Origin of the sequence: Rhizobium sp. BK399, assembly GCF_014194695.1 — a bacterium.
GTDB lineage: Bacteria > Pseudomonadota > Alphaproteobacteria > Rhizobiales > Rhizobiaceae > Rhizobium.
On record NZ_JACIAH010000011.1, the window covers coordinates 164,690 to 179,945 of the forward strand.

14 protein-coding genes and 1 tRNA gene are annotated in these 15,256 nt (G+C 57.9%); 12 read left to right on the forward strand and 3 right to left on the reverse strand.

Annotated elements, in window-relative coordinates; translation table 11 throughout:
• The first annotated feature begins 200 nt into the window (after positions 1-200).
• Positions 201-860: a peroxiredoxin gene (locus FHT97_RS21655; protein ID WP_183864209.1), complete on the forward strand. Its 660-nt coding sequence runs from the start codon at positions 201-203 to the stop codon at positions 858-860.
• A 337-nt stretch (positions 861-1,197) separates the two neighbouring features.
• Positions 1,198-1,380, forward strand: coding sequence for a hypothetical protein (locus FHT97_RS30990; RefSeq protein WP_246712715.1), 183 nt, complete (start codon positions 1,198-1,200; stop codon positions 1,378-1,380).
• 31 nt (positions 1,381-1,411) lie between these two features.
• Here FHT97_RS30990 and FHT97_RS30995 read toward each other — a convergent pair whose 3' ends face one another.
• Positions 1,412-1,600 carry a hypothetical protein gene (locus FHT97_RS30995; RefSeq protein ID WP_246712716.1) on the reverse strand — a complete coding sequence of 63 codons (189 nt, stop codon included), beginning with the start codon at positions 1,598-1,600 and terminating at the stop codon, positions 1,412-1,414.
• Between the two features lie 342 nt (positions 1,601-1,942).
• Here FHT97_RS30995 and FHT97_RS21660 point away from each other — a divergent pair, with 342 nt between their 5' ends.
• The 3 genes from FHT97_RS21660 to FHT97_RS21670 are packed head-to-tail and all read left to right on the forward strand — an operon-like array spanning position 1,943 to position 5,179.
• Positions 1,943-2,944, forward strand: coding sequence for a glycosyltransferase (locus tag FHT97_RS21660; RefSeq protein WP_183864228.1), 1,002 nt, complete (start codon positions 1,943-1,945; stop codon positions 2,942-2,944).
• Entirely contained in the window at positions 2,937-3,350 is a 414-nt protein-coding gene (locus FHT97_RS21665) for a GtrA family protein (protein ID WP_183756900.1), read from the forward strand. Before FHT97_RS21660 ends, FHT97_RS21665 begins: the two co-directional genes overlap by 8 nt.
• Before the next feature lie 56 nt (positions 3,351-3,406).
• Positions 3,407-5,179 (forward strand): hypothetical protein, encoded by a 1,773-nt coding sequence (locus FHT97_RS21670; RefSeq protein ID WP_183864210.1) that lies wholly within the window; start codon positions 3,407-3,409, stop codon positions 5,177-5,179.
• Positions 5,180-6,097: 918 nt separating this feature from the next.
• On the opposite strand, the gene FHT97_RS21675 is transcribed toward FHT97_RS21670, so the two are convergent.
• Positions 6,098-6,187, reverse strand: a tRNA-Ser gene (locus FHT97_RS21675).
• A gap of 366 nt (positions 6,188-6,553) precedes the next feature.
• Between FHT97_RS21675 and FHT97_RS21680 the strand changes: the two genes are divergently transcribed.
• The 4 genes from FHT97_RS21680 (at position 6,554) to FHT97_RS21695 (ending at position 10,743) form a co-directional block, all read left to right on the forward strand.
• Positions 6,554-7,657: a septal ring lytic transglycosylase RlpA family protein gene (locus tag FHT97_RS21680; RefSeq protein WP_183864211.1), complete on the forward strand. Its 1,104-nt coding sequence runs from the start codon at positions 6,554-6,556 to the stop codon at positions 7,655-7,657.
• A gap of 69 nt (positions 7,658-7,726) precedes the next feature.
• Positions 7,727-8,923, forward strand: a complete 1,197-nt coding sequence (locus tag FHT97_RS21685) for a D-alanyl-D-alanine carboxypeptidase family protein (RefSeq protein WP_259129812.1) — start codon at positions 7,727-7,729, stop codon at positions 8,921-8,923.
• A 118-nt stretch (positions 8,924-9,041) separates the two neighbouring features.
• On the forward strand, positions 9,042-9,725 hold the full coding sequence (tmk, locus tag FHT97_RS21690; RefSeq protein ID WP_183864213.1) for a dTMP kinase: 684 nt from the start codon (positions 9,042-9,044) through the stop codon (positions 9,723-9,725).
• The gene (locus FHT97_RS21695) at positions 9,718-10,743 is read left to right on the forward strand and encodes a DNA polymerase III subunit delta' (RefSeq protein WP_183864214.1); all 1,026 of its coding nucleotides are present in this window, start codon (positions 9,718-9,720) and stop codon (positions 10,741-10,743) included. The genes tmk and FHT97_RS21695 overlap by 8 nt, the downstream gene beginning before the upstream one ends.
• Here the strand turns inward: FHT97_RS21695 and FHT97_RS21700 are convergent, their stop codons facing one another.
• Positions 10,744-11,544 carry a sulfite exporter TauE/SafE family protein gene (locus FHT97_RS21700; RefSeq protein WP_183756894.1) on the reverse strand — a complete coding sequence of 267 codons (801 nt, stop codon included), beginning with the start codon at positions 11,542-11,544 and terminating at the stop codon, positions 10,744-10,746.
• A 238-nt stretch (positions 11,545-11,782) separates the two neighbouring features.
• Here FHT97_RS21700 and metG point away from each other — a divergent pair, with 238 nt between their 5' ends.
• Genes metG through FHT97_RS21715 form a run of 3 tightly spaced genes read left to right on the forward strand, consistent with a single transcriptional unit; the run spans position 11,783 to position 14,958 of the window.
• Positions 11,783-13,333: a methionine--tRNA ligase gene (gene metG, locus FHT97_RS21705; RefSeq protein ID WP_183864215.1), complete on the forward strand. Its 1,551-nt coding sequence runs from the start codon at positions 11,783-11,785 to the stop codon at positions 13,331-13,333.
• Between the two features lie 7 nt (positions 13,334-13,340).
• Positions 13,341-14,123: a TatD family hydrolase gene (locus FHT97_RS21710; protein ID WP_183864216.1), complete on the forward strand. Its 783-nt coding sequence runs from the start codon at positions 13,341-13,343 to the stop codon at positions 14,121-14,123.
• Between the two features lie 4 nt (positions 14,124-14,127).
• Positions 14,128-14,958 carry an MBL fold metallo-hydrolase gene (locus FHT97_RS21715; RefSeq protein ID WP_183864217.1) on the forward strand — a complete coding sequence of 277 codons (831 nt, stop codon included), beginning with the start codon at positions 14,128-14,130 and terminating at the stop codon, positions 14,956-14,958.
• Positions 14,959-15,256 lie beyond the last annotated feature (298 nt).

Below are 15,256 nucleotides of genomic sequence, written 5' to 3' on the forward strand. Positions count from 1 at the left end.
GCGCCCCGATCGACCGTGCTGTCAAGCGTCAAACCAGCGACAGAATTACTTGGGATACTGTGAGGGCCAATCAGGCGGGCCCAGGCGCTATCCGCTGCCGTGACCATTTTGGGCACAAGTGCTTGAATGGCGACAAAAAACAGCTACACAATCACCCACCATTGAAAGCCGATATCACCTACCAACAAGGGTCACCGCTCATGAGCCTCCGTATCAACGATATTGCACCTAATTTCACCGCGGACACCACGCAGGGTCCCATCCAGTTCCATGACTGGATCGGCGATGGCTGGGCGGTTCTCTTCTCGCATCCGAAGAACTTCACGCCGGTTTGCACCACCGAGCTTGGCGCGATGGCGGGGTTGGAGCCCGAATTCCGGCAGCGCGGCGCCAAGATTATCGGTATTTCCGTGGATCCGGTAGAAAGTCACAGCAAGTGGAAGAGCGACATCAGGACGGCGACAGGCTTTGATGTCGACTACCCGCTGATCGGCGACAATGAGCTGAAGGTTGCCAAGCTCTACGACATGCTGCCGGCTGGAGCCGGTGAAACCTCGGAGGGCCGGACACCCGCCGACAATGCGACCGTCCGCTCGGTCTTCATCATCGGCCCGGACAAGAAGATCAAGTTGATCCTCACCTATCCGATGACGACGGGAAGGAACTTCAACGAGATCCTGCGCGCCATCGATTCCATCCAACTGACGGCGAAGCATCAAGTTGCAACGCCGGCGAACTGGCAGCAGGGCGAGGACGTGATCATCACGGCGGCCGTCTCGAACGAAGACGCCATAACCCGGTTCGGTTCGTTCGACACGATTCTTCCGTACCTGCGCAAAACCAAGCAGCCGCAGGCGTAATCTTTCGGGTGGGAGCCGGGTACGCCCGGGCGCCCATTCTACGCAGACTGGCTTGAAGCGCTTCACGGCTCTGCCCAAAAATTGAGAGGCGGCGAAATTCGGCGCCTCTTTTGTTGTTCGCCATGTTGTCGTCCTCGGCACGCATAGCGACACAAACTCCCACCTGTTTCTCGCGTTTGCCGGGCCAATGCGAGTAGGGTAGGGCCGCACACAGCAAGCAGGTCATTGGCGCCATTTGCCCATTTATTTCCACTTTTACGCGTGATGCCCCTCGCATCTGCTGGGAGGCACGGATACATTGCGTCGTGAGCATAATCGCCGGGCAGGAGAAACGAGCATGAGCAGATTTCGCGCTTTGATGGCAGCCGGAGCGATGTTTGGCCTTTCCGCGCTCGCGTCGGCGTGCGCGACCCCCCCGAACTCGATGGGCTCTGCCTCAGGCTATGTGCCTGGGGATTCAATGAATCGAGCCTGCGAGGATGGCTTCAGACCAAGCGACGGACGCTCGTGCAGCTATTGACGGAGCGCTGTGATTCGATAGCAGCGGATCGCTAATCTCGGCCGTCCGCCTGCTTGATCTCTTGCCAATGCGGATAGTGCTCAGCACACCACCATCGCGTTTCGCCGCTCTTCGACGATGTGTGCCCGAAGCCTCCCCATTTCCCGCATCCGGCAACACAGCAGTAGTGGTTTATATGGATGTTGGCGCCGGGCGCATTCGAGTGGTTTTCAATGCTCATCGCGAAGGATTCCCACTGTCCTCGTCAGCTTCAGGTGTGCGGCACCTCAGTCTACACTACTTAAATATCAAGTAAAAAAGCATGTATGGCGAGATAGTTGCCCGGCGAGCTGGCGGCCGCAAGTGCGCGTCATTGTTCCACTTCGCCGTGGAAATGTTGCAACTTCTCTTCCCAAAGTCCCCGCTGCTCGCCAAAGATTGCTATTGCCGCAATCGACCTCCGTAAGAGAAAAAGGGCATTCCGGCGCGTACGCGGTATTGACGTCGTCAGCGTGTTAGTATGGACAAGAACACTACGTCTGGCTCGCAGTACCATCCTCTCAAAACCGAAATTAGTCGCGGAATGATCACAGAAAGAAAGCAAGAAACCAAATCGGTCGAATCAAGCAGCCGTGAAGCGCCAAGCTTCCGCGCGCGTGTCGCCGTTGTCATCCCTTGCTATAATGAAGAGGTCACGATTGGAGCGGTCGTCCGCGATTTTCGCGTGGCACTTCCCGACGCAACGATCTACGTCTTTGATAACAATTCTTCTGACCGGACGATCGCCTGGGCGCGGGAGGCAGGCGCAATTGTCAACACTGTCCGTGAGCGAGGCAAAGGCAATGTCATCAGGCGCATGTTTGCCGATGTGGAAGCGGACGTCTATCTGCTCATTGACGGGGACGGGACATACGATGCGAGCGCCGCACCAATTCTGATTGAGGAAATGTTGGCGCATGGCTTGGACATGGTAGTGGCTAGCCGAACTTCCACAGAGCGGGAGGCATATCGGCCCGGACACAGGTTTGGAAACTGGCTCTTGACCGCTTGCGTAATGATGATTTTTGGACGGTCTTTGACTGATATGCTTTCGGGTTATCGGGTGTTCTCGCGGCGCTTTGTTAAGTCGTTCCCTGCCCACGCCTCCGGCTTTGAGACCGAAACGGAATTGACAGTACACGCTTATGAACTCCGGATGCCAGTGTCAGAGGTAAAGACCGTCTACCGGTCGCGCCCCCCGGGCTCGTCAAGCAAGCTTAATACATATCGTGATGGACTGCGGATTCTTCTGACAATATTCCGTCTTTTCAAGGCCGAGAAGCCGCTCGTATTCTTTGCAATAGGATTTCTATTCTGCGCTGCTGCCTCGGTGATACTCGCACTTCCTCTTCTGGCAACTTATTTGGAAACAGGCCTTGTTCCTCGCATCCCGACTGCTGTGCTGGCGGCATCACTCATGCTATTCGGTGCGCTGCTCTTAACATGTGGCATCGTATTGAACACCGTTACGAGAGGCCGCATGGAAATAAAGCGCCTTGCCTATCTCGCTGTGCCAGGGCTTTGGCGCTCAGGTACTCATGGCTGAACTGCCTAGACAGATACTGAGCTTCGCTGTCGCGGGCATCGTCGGTTTTGCGGTTGATCTGGGTGTCTTGCTGCTCGCCGTGCACTGCGGCTTAGGGTTCTTTTTGGGCCGATCAATCTCGTTCCTCGCTGCGGTACTCGCAACTTGGCAAATCAACCGGCACTTTACTTTTGAGCGCGGGCCCGATCAGGAAGTTCAAAAGGAGTGGTGGCGGTATTTCGCCACCATGTTACTGGGCGGATTCTTCAACTACGTGGTTTACAGCTTAATCGTCTTGTCATTTCCGAAGCTCTGGTTGTTGCCCGCAATTGCGGTAGCCGGCGGCTCTCTCGCTGGCATGAGTTTTAATTTCGTAGGTGCGAAATTGTGGGTATTCAAACCAGATCTGGTACGGTCGCCGAAATGAGGGTGTCAAAAGCTGAGAGGCGAACGGCACTGCTCAATAAACCGCAGGCGCCGTTAGTGGCCGCCATCATCGTTCCGCTATTATTCGGCTTCTACTCGGTGATCCTGGGTGCGGATGCAAACTGGGACCTCTACAACTATCACGTCTATGCGCCGTTCGCGTTGATGAATGGCAAGGTGTCAATCGACCTGGCACCTGCTGGATTTCAGGGATATTTCAATCCGACACTAGACCTCTTCCCATATCTTCTCAACCGAACGCTGCCTCCCGCAATGTCAGGCTTCTTGCAAGGGATGCTGCACGGCATGACTTTCGTCTTGGTTATGGGTATTGCGTCCGTAGTCCTTCCGGAAAGGCCCATTGAGGATCGATACCGTCTGCCGATCCTGCTTGCGCTTTCGGGGTGCCTCACCGCGGTCTTTTTGTCTGAAGTTGGCAATTCCATGGGAGACAACACGACCGCACTCTTCATTCTCGGTTCAGTCTCTATCATCGTTTCAAATTGGTCGACTCTCCGAAGTTGCAACATGGCGGCGGCGATGCTCCTTGTGACCGCTGGCTTGTTGGCTGGCCTCAGCATGGGGCTGAAGCTGACAAATGTCGTCCCTGCGTTTTCGATCTGTGTCGCCTTATTGTTCTGCGGCCGTGGTACCTTGCCCCTGCGATTGTGGTTGTCGATTGGTTTCGGCGTCGCTGCAATAATTGGCTTCGCCATAACGGGTGCCCACTGGATGATACGGTTGGCACAAGAATTCGGTAATCCGCTCTTTCCACAATTCAGCAACGTCTTTCCGCACCCGCTTGTTGCGCCAGTCGGCGTCGCCGACATGCGTTGGCGCCCGCAAGGCCTCCTCGAGACGTTTTTTTGGCCGTTCATTTTCTCCGTAAACCCTCGCAGAGTTGGCGAGCTACCTCTTAGGCAAATCATCTGGCCCATCGTCTATGTGACGTTCTGGATCTGGACGCTGCGAAAGCTCTGGGCTCGCTACCTTGGTGCCGCGACGCCCACCCTTAGACCCGAGGCATCGTTCCTGCTACTCTTCATCGCGACAGCTTATCTGCTGTGGATGCAATTCTTTAGCATCTCCAGATACATGGTGTCGTTTGAAGTCCTTTTGCCGCTCGCGTTGTTCATCCTTCTGACGCAGCTGCGTCCCTATACATATGCCCGTCGCACAGCCAAATGGTTGTTGGTCGCCGCGGCCGCGGTTGTTCTGACGGCCGGAGCTCGTACCTGGGGCCATGAGGGATGGGGGGACCCGCTATACCACGCAGAAGCCCCAGCGCTGCCTGATCCCACTCACGCGACCGTTCTCCTCGCAAGCGCCCAAAAACCGCTGGGTTGGCTGGTCAGTCTTTTTCACCCTGAGATCGCCTTTGTCGGCCTGGCGACGGCTTTTCCCGCGACTCCAGCCTACAACGAAAAGGCCCAGGAGATTGCACGGGTACGCGGCGGCCCGATCTTTGTAATCACGGACGGTGAAGATAACACCCGTGCCTCCGATATGGCCTTTTACGATGACCTTGCACGTCGGACAAAGTTGACTGCGAGCCCAAAGGGCTGCGGCTTTCTCCGGTCCATCGTCTCGCAGTTGCGCCTGCGGGCAGATGTTGTCGGCTCGGAGGCCGACGATGCCGCGTGCCGCCTTGACGTGCCGCAATCGAGGAAGGTCGATGTGAGCGCCTCGGAGCGGGCACGGCGCGAGCAGGCTGGTCAGATCGTTGCGCAGGCAGGATTCACCCTGGATCCCGAGAGTTGCACCGTGTTCACGGCGGGGATCGGCAGCGGTTCGCATCGATACCAGTTGTGCAGGGCGACGATACCCTGATCTCCGGCTCGTCTCTCGGAGTTGGTTAACTGTGATTCTCTGTTGGTCGACCAGCGGCCAACGGAACTGTGTTGATCCCTTGGCGAAAATCACTGCAAATATTATCAATCGTTGCCCGGATCGTGATTGAACGTGCGTTGAAGCACGCCTAACCGCCCCACTCACACCGTGCCCGCCATCGGACGTTTGAGCTCAATGCGAAAAGTGTTGCTGCATAAGCGGGGCGCGGTCCTGCGAGGGACGCTCTTCATATCGGAAACTAAAATCCCCCAACTGGTCCTCTTCCTCAGTGTCGCGAACTGGGGCAGAAGGTGGGCTCGCCCGATGAATATTGGAGCGGTAGATTGTCCCCCACATAATTCACCATGCGAGGAGACACAAATGAGCAAATTTCGGACTCTCGTAGTGGCCGGCGTGTTGATCGGGCTGGCCGCGCTTGCTGCGGCTTGTACGACCCAGCAAAATTCAAATCACGCTGATTTCCAATACCAACCGCGGCATTCCGTGAATCCCGCCTGCAACCATGGCTTCAGACCGACCAACGCGCTCTCTTGCGCCTACTGACGAGCGAGGACTCGGCTCTTGTTCCTGCCATTACCAAAAGGAGCCCCGTATGGTCACTAGCGTGGCCGGAGTTGGAGATCCGCTGGCCCACTTGTCCATTGCCATCGCCTTAGCACAAGTTTGTCTCTCGTCGACTTCGGGATGGCGGCGTCGGCCACTGCTGAGAGATGAAGGGCGGGCTTTTGCCGAACCAGCACTTCAACTCCAACGCAAACGTCGCGCTGGCTGTCACAAGGGGCGAGTATCGCTATCCAATCAGCAGCCATCATTGGCTTGTGTGCCGCCGGTGTCTCAGCGGCCATTCTCAGGTGCGGCAAGGAGATAGTATGAAAAACGCAATTAAATCAATATGATTGGCGGAAGAGGTGGGATTCGAACCCACGGTACGGTTTCCCGCACGCCGGTTTTCAAGACCGGTTCCTTAAACCACTCGGACACTCTTCCATGCAGTCGATTGAATGCCGTTTTTGAAACCGGCGCTTCCGCTGCGTCGCCTGTCGCGGTCAACGCAGGCATGGAGCGTTTAAAGCCGTTCGCTGACAGCGTCAACTGGTTCTAACGGCGTAGAGTTCGTAGTGGAAGGAGCTTTGCGCCTGGTGCGTCAGCCGTGAAGCGCGCATTATCCGGAGTCTTAAATTAGTGATTTGTTAACCATATTAATTAGAATTATTCCTATCTTGGCGAAATGCTTCGCAAAATTGCCATGAAAGCCGCATGATTAAAGTCTCGTTAGGTTGGTGGGATTAGGGGTGTCTGACCCAGATCGGGGCAGATTTCTTAACCATAACGGTCTTGAGCGGCGTGGGACATATGAGACGAGATTGCGGGGCGGCGTCATTCGCAACAGGAATGCGATGGGTTGGGCTATCGCTGATCTGTGCGACGGTTACGGCTTGTGGCACCGCGCCGACACCGACAAAACGCACGCACGGCAAGGAATATTTTTCCGAGAAGGAATACGGCGTCAAGGCCAGTCCGCGCGTTGCCACCGGGAACAATATCCCGAAGGGCGGCGGCCGCTATATGGTTGGAGACCCCTATGTCGTGAAGGGCAAGTGGTATTATCCGAAGGAAGATTTCGCCTATAACAAGGTCGGCATCGCGTCCTGGTACGGCTCGGCCTTCCATGGTCGCCTTACGGCAAACGGTGAAGTCTACGACCAGATGCACCTTTCCGCCGCACATCCGACATTTCCCTTGCCGAGCTATGCGCGCGTGACGAACACGGAAAACGGTGCGTCCGTCATCGTGCGTGTCAACGACCGTGGTCCGTATCACGAAGGGCGCATTATCGACCTGTCCAATAAGACCGCTGATATGCTCGATCTGCAGCATAGTGGCACCGGAAACGTCCGCGTTCAGTATGTTGGTCGTGCCCGCATGGATGGCCACGACATGCCTTATCTGATGGCCTCCTATGTGCCGAAGGGCAGCCGCATTCCAGGGATCAATCCCGGCGGCGGACAGATCGCCAGTGGCGTCATGGTCGCCTCCAACAGCAAGCGCATAACGGCAGATCAGCTGCAAGGCGTTGGCGGTTTCACGCCCGAACCAGAAAATGTGCCCGTGCCGGTCTCGGCGACGTCTTATGCCGGCTCGACCCCCAGTGCCCGCTACAACGCTGCGCCTATTCCGACGCCAATGCCGTCGCCGTCTTTCGGTGGCGTCGCTCCCTTGGCGGAGCCAGGGGCCGGGCCGGTGGTTGTCCTGCCGGAGTTTGGACCCTTCCCATACGAGCGTCCCAACGGCGGCTCGCTGGGTTCTCTCGCAATGGGGTATCAGGACGAGGGCGCAAAGACCGTGACCGTCGAGCTCGCCTTCGATGCGGTGATGGTTCGCAACGATGGGCTGACGCCGGATTCCATCCTTGCATCCTTCAAGCGGCAGAAGCCGACGGCCGTATCCGGTAAGTGACAGACGCCGTTGCGTTGCGGTCGGTCCGCCATTAGCATCTTCAAAGTCGCCCGAGCTATGGGGTTTTCGGTGTTGAAGCGTCTTGCTCGCCTCTGTGTTTGTATCGTGCCTTTTGCAACAGCCGCCGTTGCCGCAAGCGGTGACACCAACGCATCCTTTGTCACCAAGGCTGCGCAAGCCTATATGATCGAAGGATCCACCGGCACGGTGCTTCTTGCCAAGAACGAGAACCAGACTTTCTCGCCGGCGTCGCTGGCGAAGCTGATGACGATGGATCTCGTCTTTGACGCGCTCGCGCAGAACCAGATCACCCTCGATACGCAATATCCCGTTTCCGAGTATGCTTGGCGAACCGGGGGTGCGCCATCGCGCACGGCAACGATGTTTGCTGCCCTCAAATCGAATGTCCGCGTCGAGGATCTGGTCAAGGGCATCGCCATTCAGGGCGCTAACGACAGCTGCATCATTCTCGCTGAAGGAATGAGTGGCGGCGAACCCGCCTTTGCCGCCGCCATGACCCGGCGGGCTAAGACCCTCGGCATGGAGCGGTCCATCTTCGGCAATTCGACCGGACTGCCCGATAGCAAGAGCAAGACGACCGCGCTCGACATGGTGACGCTGGCTGCGGAATTACAGAAGTCCTATCCGAACCTTTATCCCTATTTCGCTCAGCCGGATTTTGAGTGGAACAGGATTTTTCAGCGCAACCGCAATCCCTTGCTTGGTTTCGGCATGGGGGTCGATGGTCTGGCGACCGGCTTTGCCGAGGGCGAGGGGTATTCGATCGTCGCCTCGGCAGAGCGCGACGGCAGGAGGTTGTTCATGGCCCTTGGCGGCATCGCCTCCGACAAGGAACGCACGGAGGAAGCGAAGCGAGTGCTCGAATGGGGGCTGACCGCATTCGAAAGCCGCCAGATTTTTGCAGATGCGGAGATAATTGGCCAGGCAAGCGTTTATGGAGGAACGTCGCGTAGCGTCGACCTCGTCGCAAAGGCTCCTGTGAGTGTCTATATACCAATCAACAATCCCGAGCGGTTGTCGGCGCGCATCGTTTACCGCTGGCCTTTAATGGCGCCGGTGGAGGCCGGGCATGAAATTGGGACGCTTCGCATCTCAGCGGGAGCCCGCCTGCTGCGTGAGGTGCCGCTCTATACGAAAGAGACAGTGGCAGTGGGCTCTTTGAGCAGCCGCGCCGTCGATGCTCTCATGGAACTCGCCGAAACGCTGCTGTTCTCTTGGCTGTGGGACAAGCCCGAACCCACGTGATCGCCATATTCGCCCTTCAGGGTGGGAGTTATTGTCGTCGGGCGGTTCCGTTTTTCGCTGCCTTTCGCTAGATGTACGGCAGTGGTGCGGACGAGCGCCGTAATGCAGGAAGTAGTCATTGCCATCCAGTCGTGGATTGTTCGTAACGTTTGAGGGCGGGGAGGGCGCGGGAAAATCGACCCAAATCCGTCGCCTTGCCGAGGCTCTGCGTGCCCGCGGCCATGACGTGCTGCTGACGCGGGAACCGGGCGGCTCGCCGGGTGCGGAAGCCGTCCGTCATGTGCTTTTGTCGGGTGCAGCGGAAGCGTTCGGAACACGCATGGAAGCGATCCTTTTTGCAGCTGCGCGCAATGATCACGTTGAGGAAATCATCCGACCCGCGCTTGCGGGCGGAAAGGTCGTCCTTTGCGATCGTTTCATGGATTCTTCTCGCGTCTACCAAGGCGTGACCGGCAATCTGGAGTCGGAATTCATCGAGGCGCTGCAGCGCGTGGCGGTGAATGGGATCGTGCCGGATTGCACGCTTGTTCTCGATCTGCCGGCCGAGGCCGGCTTGGAGCGTGCCCGCAGGCGGGGGGTGGCGATCGACCTAAGCCCGGATCGTTTCGAGAAGGAAGAGCTCGAGACCCACGAGAAGCGCCGGGAAGCCTTTCTCGATATAGCCGCCCGCGAGCCAGGCCGTTGCAGCGTGATCGACGCAATGCAGACTGAAGAGGCCATCGCGGCAGAGATTCTGGAGATCGTCTGGCAGGGTCTGCAGCACCCGGCGGCGGCGAAGGTGACGGAAGCAGCGCATGAGTGATGAACGGCCAGGATTGCTCGACGGCGCCATTTGGCCAGCCGAGAACATGAAGCTATTTGGTCACGAGAACGCTGAGGAGTTCCTTGCGCAATCGTACCGCTCGGGTAAGGGCCACCACGCGGTTCTAATCGAGGGGCCGCCGGGCATCGGCAAGGCAACTCTGGCGTTCCGGTTTGCAAATCATGTCCTAACGCATCCCGATCCTGCGCGTGCGCCGGAGTTGTTGGCGGATCCTGATCCCGCTTCATCGGTTAGCCGCCAGATTGCCTCCGGCGCGTCGCACAATCTGCTTTACCTGGCGCGTCCCGTTGATGAGAAGACGGGGAAGGTCAAGTCCGCGATCACTGTCGATGAGGTGAGGCGGGCAGGGCGCTTCTTTTCACAGACGTCTGGCACCGGTAATTGGCGGATCGTCATCATCGATCCCGCGGATGACATGAACCGCAATGCCGCGAATGCGATCCTAAAAATTCTTGAGGAGCCGCCGAAGCGCGCCCTGTTCCTGCTGATCTCGCATGCGCCCGGCAGACTGCTACCAACGATTCGTTCTCGCTGCCTGCCGCTGAAGCTTGCGCCGCTTGAAGACGGCGCCCTCGGCGCGGCGCTTGCACATCTTGGCATCGAGGCCGGCGACCCTGATCTGCTTGCCGCCGCGAACGGCAGCGTCGGCGAGGCGCTGAAGCTGGTGAACTACGGCGGCGGCGAGATTGTCGAAGCCTACAACGAGGTTCTGCGAGCGCAAGGGGCATCGGCGCGCAGGGCGATGCATCGGCTGGCGGATGCCCTTTCAGGCAAGGACAGCGACACAATTTTTGAGTTCTTCACGGGTCACGTCGGCGAGGATCTGATGCGGAGGGCGCGGGCGGCTGCCGTTGCGGGGCAGGTTGCGGCGGCCGAGCGGCTCGCCCGCCTGCATTCCGACATAAGCGAGCGGCTGACGGTTTCGGATGATTACAACTTGGATCGGAAGCAGACGATCCTCAGCATCCTCGGAGACATCAAGCAGCCTGGTCCTTGATCAGGTCGCCAGCAGCTTCCAGGCGACGACGCAGAGTGTCAGCGCGAGGACGACGCGGATCGTTCGTTCATGAAGCTTTGGTGCGATCAGGCTGCCGGCAATGATGCCCGGTATAGAGCCAACCAGAAGCGCAAATAGCATTCCCCAGTTGATCTCACCGATCATCCAATAGCCCATGCCACCAATCAGCGTCAGCGGGACGGCGTGGACGATATCCGAGCCGACGATTTCTCGGACATCAAGTCGCGGGTAGAGCACGAGCAGCACAGTCACGCCCAGGGCGCCGGCACCAACCGATGTCAGGGTCACCAGGATGCCAAGAGCCAGGCCGAGCACCGTTGTCCAGATGGCAACCGTAACCGGCTTAGGTGGAGAGCGCTCTCCGATTGCGCGTAAGGCGAATGCCAGGACCTGCTTGCGAAAAACCAGCATCAACGCCGTCATGACAAGCAGCCACCCAAGTGCCGTCGTGATCGTGTGTGCGACTTCCACGCTCTTGCGGTCGACACCCGCCATCAGCCAAAGCATCAATAGGGCAGCTGGAACGCTGCCAGCGGCAAGACAGCCGACGATACGCCAGTTTATCCTGCCGTGCATGCCGTGCACCGCCGTGCCTGCCGTCTTGGTGACTGCCGCGTAGAGTAGGTCGGTGCCAACGGCCGTGGCCGGATGAACACCAAAGACCAGCACCAGCAGTGGCGTCATCAGCGATCCGCCGCCAACGCCGGTGATGCCGACAAGCGCGCCGACGAGTAGCCCCGAGAGGGAGTAGAGAGGGTCGAAGCTCGAAAAGTCAGTCAAACAGGCGACCTCGGTCCTGCACGCGAATGCTGTTGCCAAGTGCTGGAGATGTCACGTCGCCGATGCCCCGCCTTTTGAGTTTTCTTTGGGTAGAATGCGCCTAAAATCGAGTCAAGTGCAGCACACCAGTCATCGGCAAATCGCCGATGCTTTCGAAACTTGGTGTTTCGCTTCGCCATGACATGCGCTAAGAGCGGCTAACAAATTTTATAGAGTAAGCCGGACAAGAATGGCCGCCATGACAGACAAGACACCCTTTTACATCACCACCGCGATTTCCTATCCGAACGGCAAGCCGCATATTGGCCATGCCTACGAATTGATCGCGACGGATGCGATGGCGCGCTACCAGCGCCTTGATGGCAAGGATGTGTTCTTTCTGACCGGCACCGACGAGCATGGCCAGAAGATGCAGCAGACGGCTCGCGCGGAAGGCATTTCGCCGCAGGAGCTTGCGGACCGCAACTCCGACGAATTCCAGGCGATGGCGAAGCTGCTCAATGCGTCGAATGACGATTTCATTCGCACGACACAGGAGCGTCACCACGAGACGTCCAGAAACATCTGGAACCTGATGGCCGATAACGGCGATATCTACAAGGATTCCTACGCCGGCTGGTACTCGGTGCGCGATGAAGCCTACTATCAGGAAAACGAAACCGAGCTGCGCGCCGACGGCGTGCGCTACGGCCCGCAGGGCACGCCGGTCGAATGGGTGGAAGAGGCCAGCTACTTCTTCAAGCTTTCCGAATATCAGGAAAAGCTGCTCGCCCACTATGAAGCCAACCCGGATTTCATCGGCCCGGCCGAGCGTCGCAACGAAGTGATCTCGTTCGTGAAGTCGGGGCTCAAGGATCTGTCGATCTCGCGGACGACGTTCGATTGGGGCATCAAGGTCCCGAATGACCCGTCCCACGTCATGTACGTCTGGGTCGACGCCCTGACCAACTACATCACCGCGACCGGCTATATCGAAGACAAGAATGGTCCCCGCGCCAAGTACTGGCCGGCAGATGTTCACATCATCGGCAAGGACATCATTCGCTTCCATGCGGTCTACTGGCCGGCCTTCCTGATGTCCGCCAAGCTGCCGCTTCCCAAGCGCGTCTTTGCGCACGGCTTCCTGCTCAACAAGGGCGAGAAGATGTCGAAGTCGCTCGGCAACGTTGTCGACCCGGTCAACCTTGTGAACCACTTCGGCCTGGATCAGGTGCGCTATTTCTTCCTTCGCGAAGTTTCGTTCGGCCAGGACGGCAGCTACAGCGAAGAAGCGATCGGCACCCGCATCAACTCCGATCTTGCCAACGGCATAGGAAACCTTGCCAGCCGCTCGCTGTCGATGATCGTCAAGAATTGCGACGGCATGATCCCGGAATGCGGTCCGCTGACGGATGAAGACAAGGCCATGCTGGCTCAGGCCGACGCGCTGCATGCTTCGACGCGCGACGATATGGGCAAGCAGCTCATTCATCGTGCGCTGGCCTCGATCATCGCAGTCGTTTCCGAAACGGATCGCTACTTCGCCGGTCAGGAGCCCTGGGCGCTGAAGAAGACTGATCCGGCGCGCATGGGTACCGTGCTCTATGTCACGGCCGAGGTCGTCCGCCAGATCGCGATCTTGCTTCAGCCTTTCGTGCCGGAATCGGCCGGCAAGCTGCTCGATCTTGTTGCGGCACCTGCCGGAAAACGCGACTTCGCCGCACTCGGCGAGAGTGGTCGACTTATCACTGGCACGCCTCTCGAAGCGCCGAAGCCGGTCTTCCCGCGCTACGTTCCGCCGGAAGCGTGAGGACGTCATGCTGATCGATACGCATTGTCATCTGGATTTCGCCGACTTCGAAGAGGAGCGCGACGAGATCGTCAGGCGCGCCCACGATGCCGGCGTCAAACAGATGGTGACGATCTCGACGCGCGTGCGCAAGCTCGACGGTCTGCTGGCGATCACCGAGAGATATCCGTCAGTCTTCTGCTCCGTTGGTACCCATCCGAACAATGCCGGCGACGAGCTCGATATCCTGACGGACGACCTCGTCCGACTGGCCAACGCACATGAGAAGATCGTTGCGATTGGTGAAGCCGGTCTGGATTACTTCTACGATACGCAGAAGCCGGAAGACCAACAGACCGGATTGCGGCGCCATATTGCGGCATCGCGTCAGACACAGCTGCCGCTGGTGATTCACAGCCGCAGCGCCGACGATGACATGGCGGCTATTCTGACCGAGGAAACGGGGAAGGGGGCATTCCCCTTCATTCTCCATTGCTTCTCGTCGGGCCCAGGGCTCGCGAAGGTCGGGGTCGAACTGGGCGGCTACGTCTCCTTTTCGGGCATCCTGACTTTCCCGAAATCTGAGGAGCTTCGAGACATCGCCAAGTCCGTCCCGCATGACCGCCTGTTGGTCGAGACCGACGCGCCGTACCTTGCGCCGAAGCGTTGGCGCGGCAAGCGCAACGAGCCATCCTACGTCGTGAATACGGCTGAGGTTCTGGCCGAGACGCTCGGTCTCAGCTATGCCGAGATGGCTCGGATCACCACCGAAAACGCATTCCGCATTTTCTCGAAGATGCCAAGGATCTGACAGCGTGGGTTACAGACGACGTTTCACCATTCTCGGCTGTTCGTCGTCGCCTGGCGTACCGCGCATCACTGGCGATTGGGGTGCTTGCGATCCCGCCAATCCGAAGAACCGCCGAACCCGTGCAGCCTTCATGGTGCAGCAATTCGACGACAATGGCGGTGTCACGACACTCATTGTCGACACGGGGCCGGATTTTCGCGAGCAGATGATCGCCGCGCGTGTCACGCAAATCGACGCAGTCCTTTATACACACGCTCATGCCGACCATATTCACGGTATCGACGATCTGCGCGGCTATTTCTACGGTGGCCAACAGCGGGTTCCGATCCACGCGACGCCGGATACGATGGATCGCATTCGGCAAGGTTTCGGCTATTGCATCGAGACGCCGCCAGGTAGCAACTATCCGCCCATCGTTGAAGCGAAAGTCATCGAAAGCCTCGATTCTGCGCTGCGTATCAGCGGCGCCGGCGGAACCATATCCATCTGGCCACACCTCCAGCAACACGGCGATATTCACTCACTCGGCATCCGGGTTGGTGATGTGGCTTATTGCAGCGATATCAGTGATTTTCCGCCGGAAACTGTCGAAAAGCTTCAACATCTCGATGTTCTCATCATCGATGCCTTGCAATACCGATATCATCCCAGCCATCTGTCGCTCGAACAGTCGCTGGATTGGATCGATCGCCTGAAACCGAAGCGTGCGATCCTGACCCACATGCATACGCCGCTCGACTACGACACTGTGATGGCCGAAACGCCGGACCATGTCGTTCCGGCTTACGACCAGATGAACTTTGATATCGAATTGGCGGATATCGAAGGCCTCTGACTTCACCATCGGCACGTTTGAACTGTGTTCCACCGCATTAATGCCGTCGCGTGTTTGCAGCGAACTAAGCTTTCAATGCGTCTTAGGATACAGTGATACAGACCTGAAGGAAAAGAAACTTCATAGCTTCCGCCAGTGCAGTGCGCGCGTCAGAGGAGGCGATATCTTTCCAAGTTGGATATACCAATTAGTTCCATAACCTATCTTATCTGATTTATGGATGTAGCGAGGTGGGTTCTAGAATGAAGTGCGACTTGCTAATGATCCCAATGGGTTATCAATTGCAAGGACGATGCAA